This window comes from Anabaena sp. CCY 0017 (assembly GCF_963920885.1).
In the GTDB taxonomy this organism is placed as follows: Bacteria; Cyanobacteriota; Cyanobacteriia; order Cyanobacteriales; family Nostocaceae; genus Nodularia.
The window spans coordinates 64,934-86,395 of sequence record NZ_CAWUDG010000006.1 but is presented as its reverse complement, the minus strand read 5'-3'; the positions used below and the strand labels follow the sequence as shown (position 1 = coordinate 86,395).

Here is a 21,462-nt window from a genome sequence, read left to right as displayed (position 1 = left end):
GATACCGTAATTAACTAGGGTGGTTATGATTTCAGGAAAAGTCAACGGAGAAATATGCTGTATCGTTTTATAGTGCTGCGCCGAGCCTTATTTATAGTTAGTATGTGTGTGTTATTTAGCCAAACTTCTGCCTTGGCGGCTGAACAAGTAGTGCTAAAATACGGTATTTTCCGTGAATCAATTTCAGTAGAGGAATTATCCAAGTTTGCTGAAACTGGGGAACTCTCACGTTCACTGCGAGTTAATTTTGCTTTAGCGCAACAAGACCCCAAAGCAATTCGTCCATATTTGACGACACCTGTTAAGATTGACCTGGTGATTTTAGATAGAATTTTGAATAGCCCAATTGGTAACGTCATCCTTGATGAACTGAGTCAAGTGATTCATACGCCATCCCGTAGAGCCGACCGGCAAGCTTTACGCGCCGCTTTGATACTCTCTGCTAGTGAAGATGGGCAGGTGACGCTGCTAGAAATAATTGAAAATTATCCCACAGTAAATGTAGAAGTTGATGGAGAACGCTTAGAAAATGCTTACCATCAACTCCGCCGCTTGCAAGTAGGTCTACAAGATTTGCTCAAATTTTAGTAAGCTAAAGTTTCTAAAGTTTCTCGTAAATATCTTTGTACCTGTTGTTCCAGGTGAAGTCCCTGCAATTGGGTATTGTGTTCTAGTTGCCAGCGTTGAAAACCTGAACTAGTAGCGATCGCGCATTTTAGACTATACCAAATTTGTGGGTCAGCAGAAAAGCGGCGATCGCTAGCAGATGGAATTTGAGCCATAGTTCCTCATTCCTTCATTTTAACTTCAACCGTTATGGCAGTGTTCATTAATCAAACAGTGCATAACTCGTTTCACACCCATCAGGGTCTACTTTAAGGGTTTTTGTGGTTTTATGTTAATCTCTCTTAGGGATGGAAATATCCGAGGCACAATTTGATTAACCCTGACACCCAAAATAGTAAAATCCTGTTGAATCTTTTCTAAAGATAATGGTTCTATCGCGGCAAATTCTGTCTCATTGGTCACTAAAACGCGCGCCACACTCACGGGTATTTGTAAAAATAGATTACTGGCAAAAAAAGCTAAGGCAGCTAATATTAAACCTAAGCTGCGCCACTGGGGGAGAAATTTAGCTAAATTTTCTAGCTGTGGAAGCACCCCATAGAGTTGCCACAATACTCCAATTAATAATATTGCTGCCACCAAGGACAAAAAACGATTTAACTTTGTATTAATTAAACAGAGAATTTTACGCTGTTGCTCCGTGAGATTTTCCGGCTTCAGCGCTACAACCAAAATGGCAAATATATAAAAAGGGCGGTGTAATTGCATCCATAACAGTGGTAAAACACCAACACCAGCGACTAGAAATAACTCCATCCACACTGGCAAAAACGGTTCACCCACAGATAAAAACAATAAACACAGGACTAAAAAAATTGGCAGCATCGCCAATCCAGCCACGTGAATCCACAAGATAGGTTCAGAGCGAAAGGAGGTCATATAAAATTTGTAAGTGCTGTAGACGCTGGTGTGGCGTTATTCCAGTTTTCTCCCAGAGGTATAGACCAAAGCCGATATAAATAAATTCTTGCTGTGAGCAACGGCAAAAGACTGTACCTCCGGGGCGGCTTTCCTGACTAGGGTGGCAACTGGCATTGCTAAACGCTGTAAGCATTAAGGGCGTAGCCAGTGCGGGAGGATGAGTTTTGAAGTTTGAGTTGTCAACTCTGTTCAACTCAAAACTCATCATTTTTACTCATGACCCAGCAGTTAGTAACAGACACTACTTCGTTAGTGTGAGTGTACGACGCTTAGTTACCATCTGGAAGGCTTCAATGAGGTCTCCTTCAACCCAGTCATGGAATTTATCAATGTTGATGCCGCATTCGTAACCGGAGTTAACTTCACGCGCATCTTCTTTGATTCGTTTCAGGGAATCAAGGACACCTTCGTAGACCACCTTACCGGAACGACGCACCCGAACTTTACAGTTGCGAACCAATTTACCCGACTGCACATAGCAACCAGCAACTGCTCCACGACCGACTGGGAAGACGGCACGGACTTCGGTTTGACCAAGGGGTTCTTCCACCAACTCTGGTTCCAGAAGACCTTCTAAGGCTCCTTGGATGTCTTCCAAGAGTTTGTAGATGATATTGTATTCCCTCACATCCACCCCAGATTCGTCGGCAGCTTGTCTAGCACCACTGGCGAAGGTGGTATTGAAGCCAATAATTACGGCTCCACTCGCTGCGGCTAGGTCAATATCTGTTTCAGTTATTTCTCCAGCAGTAGCCAATAGCATCCGAATTTGAACTTCGTTTTGGGGGATTTGTCTGAGAGATCCCACAATGGCTTCTACAGAACCTTGGACATCTCCCTTCAGGATCAAGTTGAGTTCTTTTAACTCGCCTTCTTGTGCTTGAGCCGAGAGAGTTGTCAGAGTAATACGTCCCTGTAACAGGCGGGATAGACGTTGTTTGTCAGCGCGAGTTGCAGCCAGCGCTCTGGCTTCTTTTTCATTAGCGAATACTTCAAAGTCATCGCCTGCACCCGGCACATCGCTTAAACCTAGAACCTCTACAGCAAAGGAAGGACTAGCAATATCTACTCTCTTGCCTCGGTCATCGACCATTGCCCGCACTTTACCAAATGCCGAGCCAGCTACTAACATATCGCCGACGTGCAGGGTGCCATTCTGAATCAGCAAGGTAGCTACTGCTCCTTTAGCCTTATCCAGATGCGCCTCAATGACTGTTCCCTTAGCAGAACGGTCTGGGTTAGCAGATAGTTCTCCGACTTCTGCGACTAGCAGAATCATTTCTAAGAGGGTATCAAGGTTTTCACCTTTAATCGCACTCACAGGAACCATGATAGTTTCACCACCCCATTCTTCAGGTGTGAGACCATACTGAGTCAGTTCTTGTTTAACGCGGTCTGGCTGTGCGCCTTCCTTATCAATTTTGTTGATGGCTACAACAATTGGGACTTCAGCAGCTTGAGCATGGCTAATAGCTTCTATGGTTTGAGGACGAACACCATCATCAGCCGCTACTACCAAGATGGCAATGTCTGTGACTCTTGCACCCCGTGCGCGCATTGCTGTAAATGCTTCGTGTCCGGGAGTGTCTAAGAAGACGATTTGCTGCGCCTTACCGTCGTGTTCCACATCCACATGGTATGCACCAATGTGCTGGGTAATACCACCAGCTTCACCAGAAGCTACTTTGGTTTTGCGAATGGAATCGAGTAGAGTAGTTTTACCGTGGTCTACGTGACCCATAATTGTCACAACTGGCGGACGACGTTGGAGCAGTTGCATATCTGCCACATCCAACATTTCTGTGACTTTGCGGGCTTCTGCTTCTCGTTCGGTGGTTTCGATTTCAATTTCTAGCTCTTTACCTACCAAATTAATGGTGGGAATATCCAAATTCTGGGTGATACTCACCGCCATGCCTTTGAGGAACAGGATTTTCACAATCTCTGTATCGGCAACAGCTAAAAGATCAGACAGTTCTTGGACTGTCATTGGCCCTGTAATCTCTACTTTTTCTGGACGATCTACCTTGGTATCGACTTCTTGGCGACGGTTGTGGTCGCGGCGAGAAGAAAAGGTTCTCTTCTTCCTAGTATTGGGGGCGCTAATAACTGCTGCACTGGGTGATTGTGCAGATCGAGCTGCTTTTGGTTTGGGAGGACGGGCGATGGAAAGACTGACTTGCACGGTTGCTGGTGAGTCTTTATCCTCATCATCAAGTAAATCGTCTTCTTCAAAGTCATCCTCAACAACTGGTTTGACTCGCTTGCCTTTAACCCCTAGCTTGCCAGCTTTTTCCTTGATTTCGTCAATAATTTCTTCTTCTTGCCACTTTTTACCACCTTTGGCTAGACGTGGTGGGGTGGGGCGTTTTAAATCAAGTAATTCGGCGGAAACTCGATCATTGCTGAGATCATCTTTTCCTTGTCCGCCTGACATCGGTCTACTAGGCGGTGTAGCAATTGGCATTGCCGCTACAGCTTCCGATGGACGTACTGGGCGGCTGGGTCTTGGTCCGTCTCCTAGTGGTGATTGTCCGGGAGGTCTATTTCCTCTTGGCTCGGATCTGGTTGGAGATGGAGTCGGACGAGCCTGTTTTGGCACTGGAGCCTGTGGGGCATCTGTGGTGCTTGGCTTCGCCACCTTTTGCTTGGTTTGATCTCGTTTGAGTAATGGTTTCTCTGCTGGAGTTAGCTGTTCAGGGGCTACATGAGCATTTCCCGCAGCCGGACGGGCTGGTGGGGAGACCAGATGTGGTTTTTGAGGTTTTTCCCCTTTCGGTCTCGGTGAAACCGCACTTCGGCTGCGCTCAGTGCCAGCTTGTTCAGGTTTTCCCGTTGCTATTGTTTCCGGTGCCTCTGTCTTAGAAACTTGTTCTGCTGGTGTGCTTGCAGGTTCTGTTGAGGTCTCTGATTGATTCCGGGGTACAGGTCGAATTGGTGCCGTCGGCTTCATGGGTGAGACTGTTGTATCTGAGGGCTGTGATGTTGAAGTAGAATTAACTTCCGAGGAAGCTAGTTGGCTATCATGAGCAACTGAAGCTTCTGGGGCGTTTGAGGTAGTATTTCTCAATATTTTGGGTTTGCGAATTTCCAAAATTTGCTGTTTGTGAGGTGGGGTTGGTCGATTGCGATCGCCTGTCTGTGATGCATTTGACTTATGGCTGGATATACCTTGTTCTTTTTTATGCATCGCATTGCTAGCTATCAGTTTTTCGGCAGTTGTGCGGATGCGTTCTGCCTCAGATTCTGAAATAGTGCTGCTATGACTTTTGACCGCAATGTTGAGCTGGTCGCAGATTGCTAATAGCTCTTTGTTATCCAAATTCAATTCCTTTGATAATTCGTAGATTCTAACTTTGCCGTTGTTCATCCACTCTTCCCCTTTAATTTACAGTTTTTTAGCGGATGGTTGCCTGGTTTTCGACATCTCCATCCTTTGATTACTGTTTTTAGGTTGCCCTTGGTGATTTTGCCGGTGCCTCCAGTCAGGAAAGAGAGATGTTTAGGTTTAACTTTGGCATGACCACCTGGAATGATGGTTGATGCCAAGGTGCGCCTGAGCGCTACCAGGTTGCCATTTTTTGGTTTTTTGTTTTGCTGATTCTGAGTCTTCTACAACACAATCGAGTAAAACTTATTGGGGTATTGTTCTGCCACTTTTCTTGTGAAAAAGTTACATCTGACTACACCCATTTACTATTTTGGCATTCACCCCATGAATTGCAGAGTCGGCTTGATGCACAAGTACTCTGGGGATTAGCGCCAGTAGGTTTTTGTACCTAATTTTAATTTTGATTTTGGGGATAGCTTGGGGCTAGACGTTGCCACAATGTTTGGTACACTGTTTCTGGCACTGACGCACGTAGCGATCGCCCTAGTCGATTTTTTTTCTGAGCTGCTTGTAGGCAACTCATTTGCGGGCAGATATAGGCGGAACGCCCCATGCCCTGATCTAATTGTACCTTTCCAGATGGAAAGACGCGGACAATCCGCCAAAAGTCTTCTTTCACGCCTACTTTGCGGCAACTTATACAACGCCGATAATTTGGTTTCATTGGTCTAATTTGGCTACAGGTGAGCAATCTGGTGATGAAAATAAATTTGGCTTTACCAATCTTTACTTACATTGGAATGATTGATGCCTGTAATCATTAAGACTAGTAATCTTGTCAATAGTAGCAGAACTCCATAAGACTAATAAATTAATCTCGATCGCTCGTCTCAAAAGATTCTTCTTCCTCTTCTAGTTGTTCTTGATTTTCATAATCTAGCTCCTCTAGTTCCAGATCATCTTCCTCTGGTTGATATTTGGCTCGTGCAGCAGCGAACTTAGTGTCCTCTCCTGCATAATCGTACTTAGCTTTGTCTTTAATGTCTATTTTCCAACCAGTTAAGCGGGCTGCTAACCGCACATTTTGTCCTTCTTTACCAATAGCTAAACTCAGTTGATCTTCAGCCACAAGGACGTGAGTTTGGCGAGTTTCGGGGTCCATGAGCCGGACTTCATCTACCCGCGCTGGACTCAAGGCGTTAGCAATATATGTAGATGGGTCTGGAGACCAGCGAATCACATCTATTTTTTCGCCGCGTAATTCATTGACTACGACTTGAATCCGTGATCCCCTGGCTCCAATACAAGCCCCAACTGGGTCTACATCTCGGTCAAGGGTATCTACAGCAATTTTAGTCCGAGGACCGACATAACGGGAAGGGGGGTTAGCTTCTCGTGCTACGGCCACAATTCTGACCACTTCATCCTCAATTTCTGGGACTTCGTTGGCAAATAGATAAACTACCAAACCAGCATCAGCACGAGATACTAATAACTGGGGTCCCCGTTGTTGCCCTTGGGAAACTTTTTTCAGATATACCTTAAACGTGGCATTTGCGCGATAATTGTCATTGGGTAGTTGTTCTCGCTTTGGTAACTCAGCTTCCACTTCTGGCTGACCAAAACCACTAGCTACTGCCAAAATTACTGATTGTCTCTCAAACCGCAAAACTCTGGCTTGCAAGACAGTTCCTTCCAAGTCTTGGAATTCTTCTTGCACCATTTGGCGTTGTTGATCCCGGAGTTTCTGCGCCAGGACTTGCTTGGTTTGCATTGCTGCCATGCGGCCAAATTCACCTTGATCTGGGGTGACATCTAGCACTACAGAATCTCCCAATTGGGCTTCAGGAGCAACTTGTTGTACTTCCTCTAGGGAAATTTGATGATCGGTGTTATCCACTGCTTCTACAATGCTTTTAGTAGAAAGAACGCGAAATCCTTCACCTTCGATATCAAGTTCTACTTCAAAATTATCAAAATATTCTTCATCAAACAGTCTTCTTTCTAAGTTTTGGGCGCGACGATAACGTTCGTAGCCTTTCAGTAATGCTTCTCTAATCGCTGATTGGACTGCTAGACGAGGTAAATTGCGCTCGCGACTGATACTTTCAATTAATTCTTTTAATCCTGGTAAACTAACCATTGACATAAGCAATCTCCTTTAAAATCGATTCTAAAAAATAGAGATAAGAAACAGCGCAGACGCGATGAATCACGTCTGTAGAAGGGGATGAGGAGTGAGAAACTACGCATCAAAGACTGGGGATTAGAGAAAAGTTTAACTCTACTCCCTATCCTTTAGCTTCTAGCACCGCACGGCGTAAATAGGCATACCATTTGAAAAAGTCCAAAAGTTCAAAATTCCAGCCTTTTGACTTTTGACGAACGCTCTGCGGTACTAGTTCTTAGTCTCTAGCCCCTAGCCCTTAGTTCCTCGTCTATTGGCACTCATCTAGCAGCACCCTAGTAATGAGGGTGCGGGGAATCTCGATCACGCGACCTTTTTGATTTAAGTAAACAGTGGTTTCGTCCCGGCGAATCAACTTACCAATCCACTCTTGCTGTCCGTCGTAGGGTGGGGAAGTGGAGACGATTACAGGAAATCCTTTGAAGGAAATAAACTCTCTGTCTGTTATTAATTGTCGTGAAATTCCCGGACTGGAAACTTCCAAGACATAAGTATCTGGAATGATCTCTGCCGCATCTAAGGAAGCTTCTAAAGCACGACTCATGCGCTCACAATCATTCAAACCAGTATCCTCCTGGGGATTGCGGATGTCTACCCGTAAGACTGGTGGACGTTGGTTAGTGTGGAAAACTATGCCAACGACTTCCAAGCCCAGTTCTGCTGCTACTGGTGTCGCCAAATCGATAATTTGTGGAACTAAAGGATGAGTCATGCGAAATTTCAATAAAAAAAGTGGGCATAGACCCACTTCCTGCGATAGGGATATCTTCCAAGAAGTCTTGTGACGAATCAATAATGGTTCGTCTCTATTCCGAGTTTAGCGCATTTCTTTCATAGTCAATAGTCATTAGTCGTTGGTCATTGGTCAATTTTTTCTGGAATTGTCTGCCTATTTGCATTAACTTTGCTTCTTGACTGGGAGAACAGTACCTTGATCTACTAATGGTCGAACTGATGATTTTGTTCTTAGTTGTTTAGTTTGCTCCATAATCTGGTCTATATCTTCTTGGGACAAGCGCTGGACATAGTTGAGCTTAACTTCTTCGAGGAAGTCGGACATTAAGCTTTGAATTTCGCCAATTACGTGTTTTTGTTGGACTTCTTCCCCCAAGGCTTTGGTGAAGCTTTCGGCTAGTTGATTAGAAAGTTTAGCTCCCACGGGGTCTTCCATAGCCGTAGTGACAGCACTGTAAAGGTTGGCGGTGATTTGAGTTGCTAGTTGTTCGCTGAGTTGGTTTTGCATATCTCCTATCCCCGGAAGATTGTGGAGGTTGCGATAACCGGGGGTTTGATTGATTGCAGTGGCAATGTTATGGCGTAAAATGGCGATGATTTCTGGTTGAATTTTGGGCAGCACTTGATAAACTAATGTTTGCACCACAATTCCGGCGATCGCCTCCACTTCATTTGTATTATTAATATCTATGTAAGGTCGCAAATTCTCTTTTTGCGTCAGCCAGCTAGTTAAATCACCGCGCCGAATTGATCCTTGAATTTGGTTAATTACTCTAACTACGACTATTTCTGTAAGATCCTCGGCAAAATTAGCTAATATTGATTGATTTATTTGCTGCTGTAACGGTTGCAGATTCAATAACCGGGCTTGGTCAAGGCGAATAATTACGGGTAGAATGCGTAACCACCGCCCGAAAGGGAGTATGAGAAATAAATCGTACCACCGCCACAATATGGCATTTATCCAGGTAAAACTGGGATGACGGCGGCGCAGATAAAAGGAACGCGCCAGCAACTCTGCACCAAATAACAAGACAAATGGTAGGTCAATCACCCAAAAGTTATCCAGAAGGTCGCCATTTTCACCAATACGGCGGAAATAGTTACTGGCGATTAAAGGGCGGATTTGCCTGTTAAAAAAATCAATTTCTTCGTTCCAGCGCTGTGGCGATAAATATTCTGGACTCCAAAATTGGGAAAAGGACTCTTTTGCTGATTCTTCACCGATGCGATCGCGCATCTGATTTTTGGCTTTTTCAAAGTTACCACTTTTATTTGCGGCTGCAAATGGATTCGTATCAACCATTTCGCTGCTGAGACGATCAAGTTCCTCTAATTTAGCCTTGGCTTCTGGTGAGGTTAACCCAGTTTGACTAACCTGTTCTTGGAGTGCATCGACGCTGTTTAAATAATTTTTCGTTTCTCTATGGTCTTCAATTCCCTTGACGGGATCATAAATTTGGGTGATTTGGGGGAAATTCCGCAAATAGAAATCCCGCCACGGTACGTAGCTTAAATCAAACAAGACTAAGCCTAAATTTACGGTGGCAATCAATGCCATTAGTCTTTCAAAAAAAAGGTTTGGCTGTTTTGGTGATTTTTTCTTCGTCATTTTTGCTGCTTCTTTATACATGAAAATGCAGTTATTTTCGTTGCATAATTATTAAACCCATGATGACGGCTCAATTAAAATACCTCTATAGGATGATGGCAAATATATGTGGTTTAGATAATAAGTTAAATTTAATTAACTAAATTTAGATTAATTAACAAACCTTGATAATTACCAACACAAATTTTAAAGAAATGTAAGATTATTCTGTAAACTTCTATATACTTATATTTTTGAAGATTCTTGATTTAACCAGAGGAATTTTAAATTATGTGGTGTGGATTTGGAAAATCCAGTATGACTATTGCCGTTACTTGCTTAGTAACTGCTAGTTTGGTAGTTGCAGATACAAGTTTTGCAGCGCGTCAGCGTAATTATACGCCAGAGGAATTCCGGACTGTGTTGCGGGGATTAGGCTATGACGTGAAGGTAACAAAGACCGCTCTCACAGATGAAGAAACAAGAAAGGCAATCCGTGAATTTCAAAGGGGTTATAAGCTTACTGTTGATGGTATAGCAGGCCCTCAAACCCAAGATTTTGCAGCTACTATTGTGCAAATTTTGCAAGCAAATTTGAATGCGGTACTTCAACCAGATACTCCTTTACCTCGTGATCAGTTTTATGGAACTCAGACAGAAGCTGCTGTAAAAGAAGCTCAGAAAAAATTTCAAATGGAAGAAACTGGTATTGCTGATTTGCGATTCCGTCAGATGTTGAATGAAGAGGCAAGAAAGATTATAACTCAGCCTAGCACTGAGGCAAAGCCGACCCCAACACCAACGCCAACACCGACCCCAACGCCAACGCCGAGAGCGACACCAAGCCCAACACCAACGCCGAGAGCGACACCAAGCCCAACACCAACGCCGAGAGCGACACCGACCCCAACACCAAGAGCGACACCGACCCCAACCCCAACACCAACGCCAACGCCGAGAGCGACACCAACCCCAACACCAACGCCAAGAGCGACACCGACACCGACACCAACGCCAACACCAACGCCGACACCAACACCCACACCCACACCAATACCAACACCAATACCAACACCAACGCCAACGCCGACACCGACACCAACACCAACCCCTTAAGTTAACAAAAGAGTCAAAACTATTTTGACGGTTGGAGAGACGCGATAAATCGCCGTCTCTACAGAAAATATATCTGTCAATTATTTTTTGACAAAATACTAGTCCACTGAAGTGGACTTTAGCTATTAGTCAGGAACTTAAGTTCCTGGCTTTTTTGCTTTGCAGTTAATCCCTTGGGTGCGATCGCCAAATTTTGATATTTCCGCTATCATCTCCAGCCGCAAGCCATTTTCCATTGGGACTAAAGACGACGGAATTAACTGAATCAAAATGATTCAGGGAGCAAATTTCTTTCCTTGTTGCCACTGACCACAGTTTGATAGTGTTGTCATGACTACCACTAGCTAGAATTTGTCCATCACTACTAAAAGCGACACAATTCACAGATTTGGAATGAGCATTCAGGGTGCAAATTTCTCTACCTGTTGCTAATTCCCATAATTTGATTGTTTTATCCAAACTACCACTAGCTAGAATTTGTCCATCACTACTAAAGGCTACGGAATAAACCCAGTTAGAATGACCAGTAAGTGTGCGAATTTCTTTCCCTGTGGACATTTCCCACAGTTTGATAGTGTTATCCCTAATACCACTAGCCAGAAACTGCCCCTCACTACTGAAAGCTACGGATTTCACCCAGCCAAAATGTATAGTCAGGGAGCGAATTTCTTTCCCTGTGGACACCTCCCATAGTTTGATAGTGTTGTCAGGACTAGCACTAGCCAGAATTTTGCCATTATTACTGAATACTACGGATTTAACTGATTTAGAATGACCAGACAGAGTGTGAAGTTCTCTACCTGTAGCCACTTCCCACAGTTTGATGGTGTGGTCATAACTACCACTAGCCAAAATTTGCCCATTCTGACTGAAGGCTACGGAATGAACCCAACTGGAATGACCAGAAAAAGTGCGAAGTTTTTTACCTGTTTTTACTGACCACAGTTTGATAGTGTGGTCATAAATACCACTAGCCAAAATTTGCCCATCACTACTGAAGGCTATGGATTTAGCATCAGAGGCCGTAAGATTGTGAATTTCTTTACCTGTTTTTACTGACCACAGTTTGATAGTGTTATCCACGCTACCACTAGCCAGCATTCGCCCATCACTACTAAAGGCTACAGAATTAACTGATTCGGAATGACCAGTCAGGGTACGAATTTCTTTACCTGTTGCTACATTCCACAGTTTAATTGTGTTATCCCAACTACTACTAGCCAGCGATCGCCCATCACTACTGAAGGCTACAGAATTAACTGAGTAGGAATGACCAGTCAAGGTGTAAATTATATTGCCTGTTGCTACGTCCCAAAGTTTGATGGTGTTGTCCCAACTACCACTAGCCAGCATTCGCCCATCACTGCTGAAAGCTAAAGAATTCACCGATTCAGAATGACTGGCCAGGGTGTAAATTTCTATGCCTGTGGCTATATTCCACAATTTAATAGTGTGATCATAACTACCACTAGCGAGCGATCGCCCATCATTACTAAAGGCGACGGAATTAACCAATTTGGCATGACCAATCAGAGTATAAATTTCTGTGCCTGTTGCTACATTCCACAGTTTGATGGTTTCCCAATTACCACTAGCTAGAATTTGCCCATCTATACTGAAGGCTAAGGAATTAACTGATTTGGAATCAGCAGTCAGAGTGCGGATTTCTTTGCCTGTGGCTACATCCCACAGTTTTATTATGTTGTCATTACTACGACTAGCCAGCATTCGCCCATCACTACTGAATACTACGGAATTAATTCTGTCTTCATGACTAATCAGGGTGCGGATAAGTTTACCTGTAGCGACGGACAACAAGTGAATAGCACTACCAGCTACACTGGCAAGTATTTCTTGTTTGGGACTAAAGGCGATGATTCCCATAATTCCAGGGATGATGCGTATACATTCCCAGTGTAGGGGTGTACGACGATCAGATATTACTGGTTGTGTTAGTGATATACCGTTACTTAACAAATCCAACCACTCCTGCACAGATTGGGGGCGAAACTTGTAATTTAACGCCATTCCCTTCATAATTGCCTGATTTACCCTGTCGCTGATTTTGGGGTTCAACTCTTGAGGCGATCGCATGGTAAAATTTTGCAGTCTGACTGGTGCTGACATTGGTAATTCTCCAGTCAGCAAAGAATATAATGTAGCGGCTAAGGCGTAAACATCAATATATTCTCCCCGTTCCTCTATAGGTGCATACTGTTCTGGTGGCGCATAGCCAGGGGTAAGACTTTCTGTATGTTGTAAAACTGCACCGGGAATAAATTGTTTAGCAATGCCAAAGTCAATCAATACGGCTTCTGGCTTACCTGCACGCATCATAATGTTACTGGGTTTTAAATCCCGATGCAGCAAGCCTTTTTCATGAACCAGTTTTAACGCATAACCAATTTGCTTCATGTATTGTAGAGCTTCAGCTTCTGGTAATGCGCCTTGTTGACTGATACGCTTGCTTAAATCTTCCCCTTCGATGTACTCCATCGCCATACAGGGTAAATCGTCGTGATTAAAGACATTTTCTATTTCTACAATGTGGGGATGGCGGCATAAGGCTAGGCGTAATGCTTCTTCTTTGAACTCTTGTTTGAGTCTATTTTGATTTGTTATCCAAGCAGGATTATTGAGTATTTCTATACGTAGAGTTTTAATTACCCGTAGTTCACCTTGTTGATTTCTCGCTAGGTAAGTAATACCAATTCCACCTTCACCTAAATATTTTTCGATGATGTAGCGCCCACCAAATAATTGCTGCCCTGGATTCCACACGATAGGTAAAGACGGTAGTTTTCACTGATATTTTATTTCTAATCCTCAAAAGCTTGGTTTTTTGGCAAGAAAAATTTGAGGTGCTGCTGATTTCGCCTACAGAAGCTCTCACACAGGAAAAGCATTATTTTGATGTTTGGCAGTCATCGGTAACTATTATACAACCGTCTCAGGAAAATCGTATAGTTTTATGTTTTTTTATACTTTACTACCTCTGATTTGGTTCTTCCATCGGTCTGCCTTTGGGCGAGGGTAATATGGGACGACGGTCATCGTAGGGCATGGGAATGTACTGGACGCTGGGTCGTCCTCCTTGTGGTTGTGGATACAAATCCATGAGTTTGTAAATAGAAAGGGGTAGCCCGACGGTTATGGGTAGCCCCATTTCTGTTGCTTCCTCGACGGTGACTGGATAGTCGTGGGTGACGCGTCCTGTTGTTAAGGCTTCAATAATCGGTTCGATATCTTCTGGTAAAACTTTTTGTTTGGGTACACTATCTTTCAGTAGAGTCCTGACAAAGCGCTGTACCTGCTGAATTGCTTTGCCTGCCAGGTCGGCCATAATTAGGGTTTGGTCGTCAATATCACCGACAGGTTTATCTGCAACCACTTTTAAAATACTGGCTGCCGGAAAACTACCTAATTGGGGATCAACTGGCCCTAAGACAGCGTTGGCATCCATGATAATTTCATCTGAGGCCAGGGCAAGCATTGTACCGCCACTCATGGCATAGTGAGGCACAAAAACGGTGACTTTGGCAGGGTGACGAATTAATGCTCTAGCGATTTGTTCGGTAGCTAAGACCAAACCACCAGGGGTGTGTAAAATCAAGTCAATGGCAACATCGGGCGGGGTGAGGCGAATAGCCCGTAATATCTGTTCTGAGTCTTCAATGGTAATGTAACGCGATATGGGAATTCCTAATAAACTGATGGATTCTTGGCGGTGTATCAGTAATATTACTCGACTTTTGCGTTCCTGCTGGAATCCGTGTAGGGTGCGTACGCGCTGAGATTCTATTTGGCGCTTTTGCCAGATAGGTTGTAGGGAAGTGAAGACGAGGAAAATCCAGAATAAATCACCAATGCCAAAATCCATAGGATTGTTGTCTCAATAATAACGGTTAATATCATTAATTGTGACAATTTTTAGGCGATCGCGTGTCTATCTAGAGATTTAACTCAGATGATCAGATTACTGTTTTGCCAGTTCCCAGAATATTTTGACACTGTTATTCTACGAGGTGCTGCTGACCAAGCTGAGATCAAACATTCTTGAGCCATTCCTAAGAACGAAAACCAGAACACGAACCTATTTTGTTAAAATACGAACGAAATATGTGCTTTTTAGTGCTATACATATTTATTATTTATTGTCAATGCGTAAGCCCTAGTTTTTAGTTACGCTTTAGCGCTAAAGCGTAACTACGAGCGAATTCGGGTTTTTGAGGTTTATTCTTCTTCTTCCTCTTCCTCGTCATCCAGTTCTAAGTCGCTGGCTTCTAAGGTTTGGTGAGGGATAGCAGCGATAATTGCATCTATTACTTTGGCGACTGGTAATATCTCGATGTCATAATCAGGGTATTTTTGACCTTTGGGAACGATCGCACGTTTAAATCCTAGTTTGGCAGCTTCTTTTAATCGTAGTTCCATTTGGGACACTGAGCGCACTTGTCCGCCTAAGCCGACTTCACCGATTAATACTGTGCCTGGATCGACGATGCGATCGCGGAAACTGGCGACAATGGCGATCGCAATCCCTAAATCTACGGCTGGTTCTGCTACACTCAACCCACCAGCCGAGGCGACGTAAGAATCTAGTTTAGACATGGGAATCCCCACACGTTTTTCTAAGACGGCGAGAATCTGCACGAGGCGGTTATAGTCTATACCCGTACCCGCACGCCGGGGGGAAGGATAACTGGTAGGACTAACTAAAGCTTGCAATTCCACAACAATGGGGCGAGTTCCTTCGCAAGCTACGACAATGGCTGTTCCCGGTGCAGGATCATCACGGTTGCCTAAAAATAGCTCTGAAGGGTTGGAAACTTCTCGCAATCCGTGTTCCACCATTTCAAAAATGCCGATTTCGTGAGTTGCACCAAAACGGTTTTTTACGGTTCTTAATAGTCGATGAGAGGCAAAGCGATCGCCTTCAAAGTACAATACTGTATCTACTAAGTGTTCTAAAACTTTCGGCCCGGCGATCGCACCTTCTTTGGTTACGTGTCCAACAATTAACATGGTAATATCTTCATGCTTTGCCACCTTCATCAAAGCTGAGGTACATTCCCTGACTTGGGCTACAGAACCCGGTGCAGAAGTTAGTGCCGGAAAGAACACTGTTTGAATACTATCAATTACTGCTAAATTAGGTCGGAGAGAATCTATCTCTCGTAAAATCTCCTCTAAATCTGTTTCTGGTAATACATACAAATCCGCATTTTTACCTTCTTCAATTTCTTCTGAACTCAGCGTTTTTACCTCTACATCTGCTTCTACTTTGCCGTTCTCAGCATGATCTTCATTTTCCTCACTAGACAAATCAGTATGCTTTGATACTCCCAAGCGAGAAGCTCGTAATTTTACCTGTTGCCCTGATTCTTCCCCAGTTACGTAGAGGATACGGTATCTCTGCGCCAGTGCATTTGATACCTGTAACAGTAGAGTAGATTTACCAATTCCAGGATCACCACCAATGAGAACCATTGAACCTGGAACAATTCCCCCGCCCAGCACCCGATCTAGTTCACCATAACCTGATTCCCATCGAGCAATTTGGCGATCTGTAATTTGATCAAATGTTAGCGAAGCTCGTGCTTTAGCTGGTTTATGAGCAGGTTTGCCATTACCTTGAGTTGCTTGCCAGTTGCTGACTCCTCCTCTAGAAGGTACATCTACCGATGATTGGATAGAAATCTGCTCTTCTAAGGAGTTGTAAGTACCGCAGGCTGGACATTTGCCAAACCACTGAGAAGATTCAGATCCACAGGCGTTACAAACGAAAGAGGTTTTAGGCTTTGCCATTCTTACAATTTATTAAATAATCTTAATATTTACTTAATCTTTTAGCTAAAATTAGAATCCAAGAATATTGACACTCCTCGACCTAAAGGTAGGAGGATTCTTGCTTCGCGGGGATTCCAATGAATTTACCCTCAGCAAGCATCTTGACCGTATGCCCTACGGCTGCAAGTCCGCGGATTGCGACTACTTGAGCGGCTGCAACATCTCTATCAGTCGTATAACCGCAATTTGAGCAAACATGAGTACGTTGAGAAAGTTCTTTCTTTCCTGTCTTAATTCCGCAGTTGGGACAGATTTGGCTTGTTTTCCGCGCATCTACTTTTTGAAAATAGACATCACGTTTAAAACAAGTTTGTTCGAGGATATTAAAGAATTGACCAAACCCCGCATCCAGGCAATGTTTACCCAACATTCCACGGGACAAACCAACTAAATTTAAATCCTCAACAAACACCATCCCGGCACTGTCACAAATTTGGTGAGACAGCTTTCTGTGCCAATCTTTACGACAATTAGCAACGTACTCATGCAATGAAGCTACTTTCTTTTGTGCTTTTTTCCAATTGTTCGAGCCTAATCGTTTTCTGGAGACACGCTGTTGCAGCAATTTCAGCTTGCGTTCGGCATCTACAAAAAACCTCGGACGCTTGACTAATAGATTATTAGAAGTAGCAATAAAATTTGTTAATCCAACATCAATTCCTACTGCTTCCCCATGTGGGATGGGTTGGGGTAGACTAACATCCCACTGGATAATTAACATTACGTACCACCCAGAAACACGCTTGACTACACGTGCTTGTTTCATCACTCCCCCATCTGGGATTGAACGGGATTGTCGGAATTTAACCCAACCAATCACAGGTAGGTTAATTCTCCCACCACTTAATTTATCCCCCTTCATTTGCGGGAAGACAAAACTACGCATATTTCCAGATTTTTTAAATCTAGGAAATCCATGATTTTGTTCCCACATACTTGTGAATGCGTTTTCAACTCGTTTTAACGTTTGTTGCAATACCTGAGATTGTACTGATTTTAGATCAGGATTAGTCCTTTTCGCTTCGGTTAATGACTTGCATTGACTAGCGTAGGTGGGACGGGAAGTCTCAGCAGAAATGATGTATTCAGAGCGGAGCGAACAAGCATTAACCTGACAACTGCGAGATTTATACCAATCCTTACGTTCGCGCAAAGCATAGTTATAGACTCGACGATTAATTTCAAGCCATTGCTCAAAAGTATTCGATTGTTTTTGAGTCGGTTTGAGTTTGAATTCGTAGGTCAGGTTAAACACTTTTATCATCTCCTGGGTACATTATACATTATTTTTAACTATCGCTAAACTGAAAGATAAAAGAAATGCTCAAATAAAAAGCCGTTCTAGAAGGCGATGCACTGAGCAGTTCGACAGGCTCACTGTATCACCTGTCGAAGTGACGGGGCTTTAAACCCACTATTTTCGGTAAAAGATACAGCTTTTTCTCAATCAATTGATGGAATGATATCTTAATATTATGGTATTAAAAATTAATCATGGTAAATTTTAGTTAGGGAGCGCAGAGAAACTTGGAAAGCCATAAAGAAAAAATCCTGGTGGTAGACGACGAAGCCAGCATTCGCCGGATTTTGGAAACGCGCCTTTCCATGATTGGCTACGATGTAGTAACGGCTGGCGATGGAGAAGAAGCTCTAGAAACCTTTCGCAAATCAGAACCTGACTTAGTAGTGTTAGATGTGATGATGCCAAAGCTTGACGGCTACGGTGTGTGTCAAGAATTGCGTAAAGAATCTGATGTCCCAATTATTATGCTAACAGCCTTGGGGGACGTTGCCGATCGCATCACTGGTTTAGAACTAGGTGCTGATGATTATGTAGTCAAACCATTTTCCCCTAAAGAGTTAGAAGCACGGATTCGTTCAGTGCTGCGCCGAGTAGACAAAACCGGAGCTTCTGGGATACCTAGCTCTGGGGTGATTCATGTTGGTAATCTGAAAATAGATACCAATAAACGCCAAGTTTACAAAGGCGATGAGCGCATTCGTTTGACAGGGATGGAATTCAGCCTTCTAGAATTGCTAGTCAGCCGTTCTGGAGAAGCGTTTTCTCGTTCGGAAATTTTGCAGGAAGTATGGGGTTACACACCAGAACGTCACGTAGATACCCGTGTTGTAGATGTGCATATTTCCCGTTTGCGGGCAAAGTTAGAAGATGATCCTAGTAACCCAGAGTTAATTCTCACAGCCAGAGGTACTGGTTATTTGTTTCAGAGAATCATAGAACCTGGGGAGGAGTAGGAAGAAGAAGCAGGGGAGCAGGGGGAAAATTGTAACTTCTAATGACTAATGACTAAACCAGATCCCAATCGAATTTTACGGCGTTTACCCTTATTTGTGGGTGGGTTAGGCGCTGTACTTTTATTGATTAACCGTTTGCTGACTCCCGAATTAACGGAGTCACAAGCGCGTGGGGATGTGGTGGGTGTGATTTTGAGTGCAGTGTTGATTTTAACAGGTTTAATTTGGCAGCAAGTACAACCGCGATCGCCTGATACTGTAGAACTAATTGGAGAACAAGGTTTTGTACTGGCGACAGATTTACCAGAAATTGTCAAAACAGAGTTAGCTTGGGCATCTCATTTATTATTGACTAATACAGTCACGCGATCGCTCATAGTTTACTATCAAGGCAAAGTTTTATTGCGTCGTGGTATTCTCGCTCCTAAAGCCGAAGTAATACCAGGGCCAATCTTAAAACGAGTCTTGGAAACAAAAAAGCCAATTTATCTAGTTGCTTTGTATGTCTATCCAGGCAGAATAGAATTTGATTATTTACCAGAGAACACACAAGGTGTAGTTTGTCAACCTATAGGTAATCAGGGTGTGTTGATTTTAGCAGCGAATGCACCCCGCAGTTACACCAAACAAGATGAAACCTGGATTGCGGGTATTGCTGACAAATTAGCCGTAACTCTTCAAGAGTAAGATATGGGAAAGAAAAAATTACGAACCAAGTAAGTCGTCGTCAATAATTAAACGTTTGTATTCAGGACTTTAGTCCTGAATACAGGGCTAAATTACAATATTGTTACATTTATTCACATAGTTAGGTTTATTCTCGCCAACTGTCAACCCAGCAGCATAGCTGCACTCACCCCCAACCGCAAGCTAAATTACGAACTACGAATTACGAATTACGAACTACGAACTACGAATTATGCAAGTTATTTATTGGCTACTAATTATCGTCATGATAGTGGGTATCATCGGTGCTGTGGTTCCCGGTATTCCTGGTAGTGGCTTAATTTTAACCTCAATTATTATTTGGGGTGTTCTGGGCGGTTCCTTTGCAGCGATTAAAACTCCACTCATTGTCACAGTTTTAGTTTTAGTCCTCAGCATCGGTGTTGATATTTTAGCTAGTTACTTAGGTGCAAAGAAAGCCGGTGCTAGTAAGTGGGGACAGATTGGCGCAATTGTGGGGTTAATAGTGGGCTTTTTGGGTTTGCTACCAACTTTACCCTTCGGCGGTCCCTTGTTAGGAATTTTATTAGGGCCTCTGCTAGGAGCGATTATTGGTGAATTTATTTACCGTCGTCAATTATGGTTAGCAGTTAAGGCTGGCATAGGTATTATAGTCGGTTCGCTGATTGGAAATTTGATTCAAGGCGTATTGGCGATCGCCGCAGTTGTAGTTTTTGTACTCACAACTTGGCCTCAAGTTTATGGGGCTTAATCATAAAAATAACAACCCAATCACTTAATTTAAGCAGATTGGGTGTTACGTATACTTACTTAAAATGAGTGTAAAGATTTCTTAGCTTCACTTGCCACTGCTTCCACTTGATCATTAGAGAGAGTTTCTAGAATTAATTTTGCATCTGTACCACCCAAATGAGTCAAAGCTTGAACAACTCTGTAACGGATTTGCCAATCGGAGTTGCTTGCAAAAGGTGCTAAAAGGGGAATTGCTTGCATATCTCCCAGTTCTCCGAAAGAACTAATGGCGGCTGTTTGGACTAATTCATTTTCTGATGAGAGTGCTTGTTTGAGTAATTCAAACGCTCGTGGATCGCCTAACTCACCTAATGTGGCAATGATGCTGAATTGCACTAGCCATTCTGGAGTTGTATTGTAAAGTTGCTGTAAATCTTCAAAAGCATCATGTAGTTTTAACGCGCCCAAACAATCTGCGGCTGCGGCCTGCACATCCGGTTCAGGATCACTGAGCAAACCACGCAATACATCCAAAGATAGTTGTAAATTTTGATTTCCTAATGTGTCCATCTGACTAACTGCTGAGTATCGCACTCGCGAATTACTATCACCCATAGCAATTTGAATCAGCTCAAAAGCTGTTGCTGGTTCCAAATCACGAGCTTGATTGACCGCACGCAAGCGATCGCCCAAATCTTCAGAACTGAGCATTTGCTTTACAGACTCAGGAGTAACACTCATTTATTTATCCTAATTTTCAAAATTGTTTAAAAAAGTCAACAGCCAGATATAGCAAAGTTCTGAGTGGGTAGGGGCGAGTTTACAGATATGCTCAATTGCTAATAATAATTTTAATAAACCCGCCCTTACTTCAAGGCTTTCAGCAATCAAAAATGTCCTAACCACCTTGACCGTTGTTATAACTGACTAACTAGCAGCCATTGCGCGAACAATATCGCCACGGGTAAGAATACCAACTACTTGACTCGCGCTGTCAATTACAGGTAAGCGGTGAATACTCTGTTCTTGCATAAGTTGAGCCGCTTCTTTTACAGTTTTTTCTGGAGAAATAGTCACAGTATTTTTGCTCATAACCTCGCCCACAGTTTGACCCAAGGCTTTGTGTAACTCGCGTTCGTAAGTACCAGGATTTTGTAAATAGATAACGCTATCAAGAAACATGATATACGCCGGAGGGGTGACACCAGTTTCTTGCCACATCAAGTCTGTTTCAGAAATAATTCCCACTAATTTACCGACATCATCCACAACAGGTATACCACTGATGCGTTTTTCTGCCAGAATTTGGATAGCTTCCTTTAGTGGAGTTTCCGGCCGGACAACAATTGGATCACGGCTCATTACGTCGGTAACGGTTTTAGACATTTGCTTACTTATACCCTTGATCAAAGTCTCTGGAATCATTGT

General features: G+C 43.3%; 18 protein-coding genes. 5 read left to right on the top strand and 13 right to left on the bottom strand.

Annotated features, from left to right (window positions below; all coding sequences use genetic code 11):
* The first annotated feature begins 54 nt into the window (after positions 1-54).
* Positions 55-588, top strand: coding sequence for an alpha/beta hydrolase (locus ACM0OW_RS09660; RefSeq protein ID WP_414549841.1), 534 nt, complete (start codon positions 55-57; stop codon positions 586-588).
* On the opposite strand, the gene ACM0OW_RS09655 is transcribed toward ACM0OW_RS09660, so the two are convergent.
* From ACM0OW_RS09655 to ACM0OW_RS09625, 7 genes are all read right to left on the bottom strand, one after another.
* On the bottom strand, positions 585-782 hold the full coding sequence (locus tag ACM0OW_RS09655) for a hypothetical protein (RefSeq protein WP_414549840.1): 198 nt from the start codon (positions 780-782) through the stop codon (positions 585-587). The genes ACM0OW_RS09660 and ACM0OW_RS09655 overlap by 4 nt on opposite strands.
* An 88-nt stretch (positions 783-870) precedes the next feature.
* The gene (locus tag ACM0OW_RS09650) at positions 871-1,506 is read right to left on the bottom strand and encodes a low-complexity tail membrane protein (RefSeq protein WP_414549839.1); all 636 of its coding nucleotides are present in this window, start codon (positions 1,504-1,506) and stop codon (positions 871-873) included.
* Between the two features lie 283 nt (positions 1,507-1,789).
* Complete coding sequence (infB, locus tag ACM0OW_RS09645; RefSeq protein ID WP_414549838.1) at positions 1,790-4,918, bottom strand: translation initiation factor IF-2; 3,129 nt, start codon at positions 4,916-4,918, stop codon at positions 1,790-1,792.
* Between the two features lie 415 nt (positions 4,919-5,333).
* A complete protein-coding gene (locus tag ACM0OW_RS09640; protein WP_414549837.1) occupies positions 5,334-5,603 on the bottom strand; it encodes a YlxR family protein in 270 nt (89 codons plus the stop codon).
* A 147-nt stretch (positions 5,604-5,750) separates the two neighbouring features.
* Positions 5,751-7,028: a transcription termination factor NusA gene (nusA, locus tag ACM0OW_RS09635; protein ID WP_414549836.1), complete on the bottom strand. Its 1,278-nt coding sequence runs from the start codon at positions 7,026-7,028 to the stop codon at positions 5,751-5,753.
* A gap of 289 nt (positions 7,029-7,317) precedes the next feature.
* The gene (gene rimP, locus ACM0OW_RS09630) at positions 7,318-7,779 is read right to left on the bottom strand and encodes a ribosome maturation factor RimP (RefSeq protein WP_414549835.1); all 462 of its coding nucleotides are present in this window, start codon (positions 7,777-7,779) and stop codon (positions 7,318-7,320) included.
* A gap of 186 nt (positions 7,780-7,965) precedes the next feature.
* A complete protein-coding gene (locus tag ACM0OW_RS09625) occupies positions 7,966-9,414 on the bottom strand; it encodes a hypothetical protein (protein WP_414549833.1) in 1,449 nt (482 codons plus the stop codon).
* A gap of 270 nt (positions 9,415-9,684) precedes the next feature.
* On the opposite strand from ACM0OW_RS09625, the gene ACM0OW_RS09620 reads away from it, so the two are divergent.
* Positions 9,685-10,509: a peptidoglycan-binding protein gene (locus tag ACM0OW_RS09620; RefSeq protein WP_414549832.1), complete on the top strand. Its 825-nt coding sequence runs from the start codon at positions 9,685-9,687 to the stop codon at positions 10,507-10,509.
* Positions 10,510-10,674: 165 nt separating this feature from the next.
* Here the strand turns inward: ACM0OW_RS09620 and ACM0OW_RS09615 are convergent, their stop codons facing one another.
* From ACM0OW_RS09615 to ACM0OW_RS09600, 4 genes are all read right to left on the bottom strand, one after another.
* Positions 10,675-13,293 carry a protein kinase domain-containing protein gene (locus ACM0OW_RS09615; RefSeq protein WP_414550014.1) on the bottom strand — a complete coding sequence of 873 codons (2,619 nt, stop codon included), beginning with the start codon at positions 13,291-13,293 and terminating at the stop codon, positions 10,675-10,677.
* Between the two features lie 205 nt (positions 13,294-13,498).
* A complete protein-coding gene (locus ACM0OW_RS09610) occupies positions 13,499-14,389 on the bottom strand; it encodes an SDH family Clp fold serine proteinase (protein WP_414549831.1) in 891 nt (296 codons plus the stop codon).
* Between the two features lie 353 nt (positions 14,390-14,742).
* Positions 14,743-16,317: a DNA repair protein RadA gene (gene radA / locus ACM0OW_RS09605; protein WP_414549830.1), complete on the bottom strand. Its 1,575-nt coding sequence runs from the start codon at positions 16,315-16,317 to the stop codon at positions 14,743-14,745.
* A gap of 82 nt (positions 16,318-16,399) precedes the next feature.
* A complete protein-coding gene (locus ACM0OW_RS09600) occupies positions 16,400-17,614 on the bottom strand; it encodes an RNA-guided endonuclease InsQ/TnpB family protein (RefSeq protein ID WP_414549829.1) in 1,215 nt (404 codons plus the stop codon).
* Between the two features lie 272 nt (positions 17,615-17,886).
* Between ACM0OW_RS09600 and rpaB the strand changes: the two genes are divergently transcribed.
* From rpaB to ACM0OW_RS09585, 3 genes are all read left to right on the top strand, one after another.
* Positions 17,887-18,615, top strand: a complete 729-nt coding sequence (gene rpaB, locus ACM0OW_RS09595; RefSeq protein WP_414549828.1) for a response regulator transcription factor RpaB — start codon at positions 17,887-17,889, stop codon at positions 18,613-18,615.
* A gap of 48 nt (positions 18,616-18,663) precedes the next feature.
* Entirely contained in the window at positions 18,664-19,302 is a 639-nt protein-coding gene (locus ACM0OW_RS09590; protein WP_414549827.1) for a cofactor assembly of complex C subunit B, read from the top strand.
* 232 nt (positions 19,303-19,534) lie between these two features.
* A complete protein-coding gene (locus ACM0OW_RS09585; protein WP_414549826.1) occupies positions 19,535-20,053 on the top strand; it encodes a DUF456 domain-containing protein in 519 nt (172 codons plus the stop codon).
* 59 nt (positions 20,054-20,112) lie between these two features.
* On the opposite strand, the gene nblB is transcribed toward ACM0OW_RS09585, so the two are convergent.
* Positions 20,113-20,775 carry a phycobilisome degradation protein NblB gene (gene nblB, locus ACM0OW_RS09580; RefSeq protein ID WP_414549825.1) on the bottom strand — a complete coding sequence of 221 codons (663 nt, stop codon included), beginning with the start codon at positions 20,773-20,775 and terminating at the stop codon, positions 20,113-20,115.
* A 186-nt stretch (positions 20,776-20,961) separates the two neighbouring features.
* A complete protein-coding gene (locus ACM0OW_RS09575) occupies positions 20,962-21,420 on the bottom strand; it encodes a CBS domain-containing protein (protein ID WP_414549823.1) in 459 nt (152 codons plus the stop codon).
* Between the last annotated feature and the right edge of the window lie 42 nt (positions 21,421-21,462).

What these genes read in the sequence shown, in the direction of transcription:
- ACM0OW_RS09660 (WP_414549841.1), top strand. Translation starts at nt 55, where the DNA reads ATGCTGTATCGTTTTATAGTGCTGCGCCGAGCCTTATTTATAGTTAGT.
- ACM0OW_RS09655 (WP_414549840.1), bottom strand. Translation starts at nt 782, where the DNA reads ATGGCTCAAATTCCATCTGCTAGCGATCGCCGCTTTTCTGCTGACCCA.
- ACM0OW_RS09650 (WP_414549839.1), bottom strand. Translation starts at nt 1,506, where the DNA reads ATGACCTCCTTTCGCTCTGAACCTATCTTGTGGATTCACGTGGCTGGA.
- infB (WP_414549838.1), bottom strand. Translation starts at nt 4,918, where the DNA reads ATGAACAACGGCAAAGTTAGAATCTACGAATTATCAAAGGAATTGAAT.
- ACM0OW_RS09640 (WP_414549837.1), bottom strand. Translation starts at nt 5,603, where the DNA reads ATGAAACCAAATTATCGGCGTTGTATAAGTTGCCGCAAAGTAGGCGTG.
- nusA (WP_414549836.1), bottom strand. Translation starts at nt 7,028, where the DNA reads ATGTCAATGGTTAGTTTACCAGGATTAAAAGAATTAATTGAAAGTATC.
- rimP (WP_414549835.1), bottom strand. Translation starts at nt 7,779, where the DNA reads ATGACTCATCCTTTAGTTCCACAAATTATCGATTTGGCGACACCAGTA.
- ACM0OW_RS09625 (WP_414549833.1), bottom strand. Translation starts at nt 9,414, where the DNA reads ATGACGAAGAAAAAATCACCAAAACAGCCAAACCTTTTTTTTGAAAGA.
- ACM0OW_RS09620 (WP_414549832.1), top strand. Translation starts at nt 9,685, where the DNA reads ATGTGGTGTGGATTTGGAAAATCCAGTATGACTATTGCCGTTACTTGC.
- ACM0OW_RS09610 (WP_414549831.1), bottom strand. Translation starts at nt 14,389, where the DNA reads ATGGATTTTGGCATTGGTGATTTATTCTGGATTTTCCTCGTCTTCACT.
- radA (WP_414549830.1), bottom strand. Translation starts at nt 16,317, where the DNA reads ATGGCAAAGCCTAAAACCTCTTTCGTTTGTAACGCCTGTGGATCTGAA.
- ACM0OW_RS09590 (WP_414549827.1), top strand. Translation starts at nt 18,664, where the DNA reads ATGACTAAACCAGATCCCAATCGAATTTTACGGCGTTTACCCTTATTT.
- ACM0OW_RS09585 (WP_414549826.1), top strand. Translation starts at nt 19,535, where the DNA reads ATGCAAGTTATTTATTGGCTACTAATTATCGTCATGATAGTGGGTATC.
- nblB (WP_414549825.1), bottom strand. Translation starts at nt 20,775, where the DNA reads ATGAGTGTTACTCCTGAGTCTGTAAAGCAAATGCTCAGTTCTGAAGAT.
- ACM0OW_RS09575 (WP_414549823.1), bottom strand. Translation starts at nt 21,420, where the DNA reads ATGTCTAAAACCGTTACCGACGTAATGAGCCGTGATCCAATTGTTGTC.